Raw genomic sequence first — 6,269 nt, 5'->3', positions numbered from 1 at the left:
TGGGCATAATCTCTTACACAGTGTCTAGACACTAAGGTTATACTCATACTCTCAATGCTCATGAATAATTACTTTATTTTATCAACTTTCGTTGGCAGTATTAAGCGGTTATTCAAGATACAAGGTTGTACCCTGCGACGCTGTCTTTTTTATGAGAGGTGTAGTTAAAAGAAGGCGTTTTGCTAATGGCCATAAGTTGGTTCTGTTGTGAGCCACTTATTTCTGGAAGATCGTACTGCTTATCGAAATCTTTTGGTGAGGCATTATTGTCAGGATCTAAAATACTGAGGATACGCCTAGAGGCTGCTGTACCTATATTTCCTAAACCATTAACTATAGCATCGTTAGCGCTGATGTCACCCACGACCATACTTGCACCCCAAAGTGCAAATGACGCTCCTCCTAAAGCTACAATAACAGGTGCTCCTACTACGGTTACCCCCAACCCTGCCGCTACAGCTGCACCGCCAGCTAGACCACCAGCTACATTTGAACCAAGGCTTAGAACACTAGAAGCTTTTACATCAGCGTCTGCATCACTATAGTCACGTTTAATAGTAGCTATGTCGTTACCAGCGCCCCAAGTAGTCAATCCAATATTTGACTTACCCAATAAAGGCGTTACTTTTGTTAAAGCTTCGGGTGCGACTACAGCTGCTGTCTCAGCTCCTGTCACAACAGTGCTTGCTAATGACTGACTAGCTACACTTTTATCCAAACCCGTTGCATCACCATCAAAAACCCCATCCGCTGCATTTATATTGTTAACAGTATTTTTAGCATTAGAAGATACAGTAGTAATATCTTCTGCATCCTTAACCTTAAAAACCTTCAGACCAGCCATATTACTCTCTCACTATTCTGATAAATATTTTATCTAATAATCTATTATTGGGTATCATTATCCTTACTTTTTTTAGGTCGACTCAACCAGCCAAATAACCAGTAATAAAGAGGAAATGATAGAATGCTAATTGGCAAGAATATATATAAATTAAAATCATTCATTGACTTAATGTATTTTTTTTTCTTATCATAACTGCTCATAATTTCATTGTTCATCTCAATAGTAACCAACTGAGGAACATCATTCTTGAACCCTAAAAATTCTTTTTGCTTATACCAGCCAACAGTGACTACATTTCCAACATACTGAACTAAATACTTTTTATCTCCGCAAGAGCTCAAGTCACCATTACCAAACACACTATAAGAGCAAGTAAATAACTGACTATCACTTTTACCATTTATTTTATTGAGTATAACGTGATTCACATATTCAGGTTGCTCAACTATACTAAAGACGCCAGTAGTATACTTAAGCTCATTCTCCTTAGGAAAACCTATTCCCACATGATCTGTTATAGACATATATACAAGACCTAATGCAATGATCAAAGATAAAAAGAAATCAAACTTTCTTAAGGGTTTAAAACTAATCATTTCCACTCTCTTTTTCTATTTATTTTTAGCAACTCTGCAATAATATCTGTTTATCCATTCATCTGACGCACTTTATCTATAAACCAATAGAATATCAAAGTAATAAAAAATAAAATTGGCATAAGCACATATAATCTACCACTTCTAGTTCTATTAAAATCTGCATATGTATCGCTATAATTGCGCACTATCTTATCATTTATTTCAATAGTTACTAACTGCGGCATATTATTTTTAAACCATAACAATAGTTGTTATCGATACTAACCTATCGACACTTCTCTATCCACATGAGACTGCTAGAACTTTGTATCGTCGCATGAGCTTTGTCTACCATTACTAATTGCGTTGTATGGACAAGAGAACACTTTGGAATCATTGCTATCACTAATACGGTTCAACTCGATATAGCTCACAAACTTCGCTGGTGTCACGATACGAAAAACGCCTTTTGAATACTGTATTTTTTCTATAGCTTGTTAATTATTAATCAAAAAATCTGTAAATTTATTGTTTGCCATAGGATTCCCTCAGTTTATACAAGTCACTACTTATTAGTAATTAATCACTGATTGATAACATTTATTCAGACTTCTTCTTAGCAAATTTCTTATCGATACGACCATCGACCCAATATAAAATAGCTGATAGTATAAATAGAAACACATAAAGGCCGATATTAACGTATTTGAGCCCATCATTCGTTTTAGCAGTTTGCTCATAGCTACGCATGATCTCGCCATCCATCTCGATAGATACAAGCTGCGGCATATCGTTTTTAAAACCTAAAAATGGCTGTTGTCGATACCAGCCTATCGTTACTTCTTTACCCACATACGGCTGCAAGAACTTTGTATCGCCGCACGTGCTTTGTCTACCATTACTAATTGCGTTGTATGCACAAGAGAACACTTTAGACTCATTGCTACCACCAATACGGCTTAAATCCACATGATTCACAAATTTCGCAGGTGTCACAATATGAAAAATACCTGTCGAATATTGGATTTCACTCTTCTCTGGTACATTTGTAGTAGGAAATTGAACGGCAAAAATAGCTGACATGACTATAAAAAAAGCAACGCTAAATATAAAGTTACCTTTGCTTTTTATTTTGAACATCTATTAACTCTCTCAGTGTATTTATAAAAATTTTATTGCTTCCATTTTTAAGTTAAACGACTACTAAAATACGCTTACCTTTTAAAACCCAATAGCGTTTCCCTAACCACGTGCTCTATCTGTTGCCAATCTTTTAACACATAACGCGAATAGCTCACCCTAACATACAGCTCCATCTCAGGCTCTAGATCAAAATAATGGGTACAAGGAGGACGCTCGACATCTCTATTACTGCATTTTATATAAGTGGTAATAATCTCATTATCATCACGCTGTATAAAAACATCTTCCGCGTCTCTATCTTCACGCCATGGGGTATTGGTCTTAGGGTCTACTCCAGGTGGTGCATAGACTTCTAGTCCAAATTGAGATTCAGGTAGCTTTGCATAAGTAAATACAGGATGTTCATCTGGCATTGCATCTATCCTACCATCACCAATACGATGAACAGCACCCCTGCCATGATAACGATTCCCTGAGTTCACCCCTACCGATACCCAAGGACTCTCCGATAGATTTTTTTGCGCCTCATACTCATCAGATAACTTACCAACGATACCATCGTATAGCGCTCCATCGGTATAACGCACATCAAAGCCAAAGCTGCTGATCTTCGACTCATAGGTACGCTTAGGGACTCCGCCTTTAAAGTCCTCACCCCAGTCAGGATCACCATTGTATTCCACTAAATGCACTGAGTCTGCTGGTATCTCGACTGGTACGCCGCCCAAGTCTCCGATTACAGTGTTTTGTTTTATCGTGCTATCGTCCACAGTGGTATCTGCTTGATTAGCAGTAGGCAAACAGCCTGTCAATACAGCAATGCTTATCAATAAACATAAAGGTAGATATGTCATAAAATATCACCTAGCAAGTTGAGATTATTGTTAACCAATCTCATAAGGCCGAATCACTTTAGTAGCTTCAGTAAAGTACTGCGCCGCAAGAGTTTGTTGCTCATCTCTATTAAGCACGAACAAAGTTGCTTTTCTAGGCTTATAGTCGTCGATGATGATGGCACGCCATACTAGATTTACTTTTTGATTATCAGGTGAAATGATGACGGTATCTAAGCGCAGTGGTAACTCTGTCGCCATTGTTTGCGCGTTCTTGGACGCTAACGCGACATATGCGATGGTTTCTGGCAAATATAGCGTAAGCTGACTATCGCCATTTTTATCGATGCTAGCGGCTTTAGTATCAGGCTTGCACAGATTGGTGAGTGTTAACCACTCATTACCCATTAGCAATGACGTTTGCTGATCCGGATAAGCGCCATTCCACATGGCAAAGTCAAAACCTTTAGGATACGCCTCACCACTCTCAATGAATGCTTCATTGATCTCTCCTATCAGCTTTGTTCGCTCTGGATGACTTTTTGCACGCACACCAAAACCTGTGACAAGTCTATTATGACGGTCATAATCCAGCTTGTGCTTGACGACTTGATTGACTATGCTTTCACTAATGAGTAAATCTGAATGGTGAATTTGGGAGAGTTGAATGTGTTGTGGTTGTACATATTTGTAATAGATGGGTGAGCAGTAGCCTGTACCTGCCGCGTTAAAGCTATCGTCTTGTAAATAAGCAATCACGCCATGGTGCGGATTGAGCTTTATACCATGGCGCTTATTTTCTGGTATCAGCTCATTTTTATTAATATAATTAAGTGCATTATTATTGTCTTCAATCAGACTATAACCACCAAAACTACTGTTAGGGTTAAGACTCACCTTACTTGGCATTGGCTCTATATGTAGTCTGTAATGTGCGTTTCCCTTGATGCTATCATTGAGTAGATATCTAGGGCTTAGTATCGTCAAGGTTTTATCGATAAGCGTTTGACCGGCTTGGTAATGATCTTGAGCAGTGTTTCTAGAGCTTTGCTCAACAAAAGCGTATTTGGTAGCAGCATTTGGTTCAGCCAAAATTATATAATCAGGCGTTTGTAACCGTATACTGGCATTAAAACTATCTTGGTCTTTCCTTCCCGTAGGTACATAAGCATGGCCCTTAATGATGACGTCACATTTTGGCTTGTAGTGTGCCAAGTCTGACTCTTCTACTATCCCGCTCATTAGGTCATTAGGATCAGTAAGCTCGTCTTCTAAACGTAGCGGATCTTGCTCATCAGCGAGTATTAAAACCCCTTGTTCGTTCCAAGTATAAGTTTGTCGCATTACCACCACATGAAAGCTTTGACCCAATTGATCAAGACCTTCAAATGCCAGTGCAGGATGTGAGGTAGCATTAGTAAATTTCATAGACAATCCTGCATTGATGTTTTGGTTGAATGTATACGGAATATCCGGATAATATGAGGTAAATTATTGGTCCAAAATAAGTGGACAATCATAACGCATTTATGGACTTTTGTGTATTAAAAAAAGTGATATTCATTGCTGACGTAAGTTTTTTTGGGGAACTAACGTTCTGTTTTTTACATCTAAAGGAACTGTAAGATAGCTCATGTCGTTAAACATGAGCTCATTGAGATTTTCAAATGACGATTTAAAACTTTTGGATTTGGTTCCTGGTTGTTTAGTCGCTTATGGATAGCCCCATGGCGGTAGGTTGGCGCTGTTGTATAATCGTCCAATGACTATGGATTAATAGATTGATACTAAATTAAGTACAGCAGTCTAGGCCACTCATTCTATTGATAGATTGCTCTTATCTATCAACAGAATGATTACAGGCATCAGGATGGCCATTGTCACAAGATTTCTGAAACCACTTTTGTGCTAATACCATATTTTTTTCTATACCATTACCCAGTGTATACCTGACTGCCAGACTGTATTGTGCTTGCGCGGCAAGTCTAGGATCAACCTCTTGTAACAATGACATAGCAGTATCATAATTCTGAGTCACGCCCTCACCTTCGTAATACATCATGGCCAGATTATTCTGAGCATAAATATCACCCAGATCAGCCGCTTTTCTATACCATTTGGCCGCTTTTTTATAATCCTGAGTGACGCCATTGCCATGATAATAAAGAACGCCTATTTGGGTCATTGCATTCGTACTTCCTTGCTTGGCAGCCTTTTGAAACTATTCAAGCCCTTTAGCGTAATTTTGCGGTACACCTTGGCCTTTAACATATCGTACACCGATACTTGTTTGCGCATCCACAAAACCTTGTTCAGCAGATTTCTGGAACCAGCCAGTTGATTTATTGTAATCTTGCGGTACACCCATGCCATCTTCATAAACCCATCCCAAATTATATTGAGCCAAAGGATGACCTTGATTGGCAGCTTTTAGAAGCCACTTTAAAGCTTTATCGTAGTCCTTCTCGACAATCTTGCCTTCTAGATAGATTGCACCAATATCGTACTGAGCTTGAACATTACCTTGCAAAGCCATGGTTTCAATATCTAGAACTGGCAGGCTAGCAGCTTGTGTATATTGTGCTGACAGCGTTAATCCTAACGCCACAGCAAAGCTCATGAGTTTATGCTTGATGGTTGTTTTTGCACGCATAGTTTTTTCTCATTTATATAACTAATAAAATTAGACTTGTATAGATTAAATAAAGGGGATTTTTCATCATCTATTAGCCCCACATATAATGATGATACTGCCATCGGCATTCATGACCAGTGAGGATTTGCCGACGGTGATCTTAAACTCATCTCCTGCGGTGATACTATAGCTTTTACCCACAAAGGTTTTTTTGATGCGGCCCACTTGTTCAG

At 38.7% G+C, this 6,269-nt stretch carries 7 protein-coding genes; all 7 read right to left on the bottom strand.

Features of this window, described 5'->3' with window-relative positions:
• Window positions 1–112: 112 nt before the first annotated feature.
• Window positions 113–844: a hypothetical protein gene (locus JMX98_RS13300; RefSeq protein ID WP_201587268.1), complete on the bottom strand. Its 732-nt coding sequence runs from the start codon at window positions 842–844 to the stop codon at window positions 113–115.
• 44 nt (window positions 845–888) lie between these two features.
• Window positions 889–1,443, bottom strand: a complete 555-nt coding sequence (locus tag JMX98_RS13295) for a hypothetical protein (protein WP_201587267.1) — start codon at window positions 1,441–1,443, stop codon at window positions 889–891.
• A 582-nt stretch (window positions 1,444–2,025) separates the two neighbouring features.
• A complete protein-coding gene (locus JMX98_RS13290; RefSeq protein WP_201587266.1) occupies window positions 2,026–2,565 on the bottom strand; it encodes a hypothetical protein in 540 nt (179 codons plus the stop codon).
• A gap of 74 nt (window positions 2,566–2,639) precedes the next feature.
• Window positions 2,640–3,422, bottom strand: coding sequence for a hypothetical protein (locus JMX98_RS13285; RefSeq protein WP_227680183.1), 783 nt, complete (start codon window positions 3,420–3,422; stop codon window positions 2,640–2,642).
• Between the two features lie 30 nt (window positions 3,423–3,452).
• Window positions 3,453–4,829, bottom strand: coding sequence for a DUF2169 domain-containing protein (locus tag JMX98_RS13280; protein ID WP_201587265.1), 1,377 nt, complete (start codon window positions 4,827–4,829; stop codon window positions 3,453–3,455).
• 409 nt (window positions 4,830–5,238) lie between these two features.
• The gene (locus tag JMX98_RS13275; protein ID WP_201587264.1) at window positions 5,239–5,586 is read right to left on the bottom strand and encodes a tetratricopeptide repeat protein; all 348 of its coding nucleotides are present in this window, start codon (window positions 5,584–5,586) and stop codon (window positions 5,239–5,241) included.
• Between the two features lie 36 nt (window positions 5,587–5,622).
• Entirely contained in the window at window positions 5,623–6,054 is a 432-nt protein-coding gene (locus tag JMX98_RS13270; RefSeq protein WP_201587263.1) for a tetratricopeptide repeat protein, read from the bottom strand.
• Window positions 6,055–6,269: the final 215 nt, after the last annotated feature.

Source organism: Psychrobacter sp. HII-4, from assembly GCF_904846595.1.
Taxonomy (GTDB): Bacteria; Pseudomonadota; Gammaproteobacteria; order Pseudomonadales; family Moraxellaceae; genus Psychrobacter; species Psychrobacter celer.
This window is presented reverse-complemented; position numbering and strand designations above follow the sequence as displayed.

Bases quoted from the DNA above. Each gene is read 5' to 3' on its own strand.
- JMX98_RS13290 (WP_201587266.1), bottom strand. From the start codon at position 2,565: ATGTTCAAAATAAAAAGCAAAGGTAACTTTATATTTAGCGTTGCTTTT.
- JMX98_RS13300 (WP_201587268.1), bottom strand. From the start codon at position 844: ATGGCTGGTCTGAAGGTTTTTAAGGTTAAGGATGCAGAAGATATTACT.
- JMX98_RS13270 (WP_201587263.1), bottom strand. From the start codon at position 6,054: ATGCGTGCAAAAACAACCATCAAGCATAAACTCATGAGCTTTGCTGTG.
- JMX98_RS13295 (WP_201587267.1), bottom strand. From the start codon at position 1,443: ATGATTAGTTTTAAACCCTTAAGAAAGTTTGATTTCTTTTTATCTTTG.
- JMX98_RS13275 (WP_201587264.1), bottom strand. From the start codon at position 5,586: ATGACCCAAATAGGCGTTCTTTATTATCATGGCAATGGCGTCACTCAG.
- JMX98_RS13285 (WP_227680183.1), bottom strand. From the start codon at position 3,422: ATGACATATCTACCTTTATGTTTATTGATAAGCATTGCTGTATTGACA.
- JMX98_RS13280 (WP_201587265.1), bottom strand. From the start codon at position 4,829: ATGAAATTTACTAATGCTACCTCACATCCTGCACTGGCATTTGAAGGT.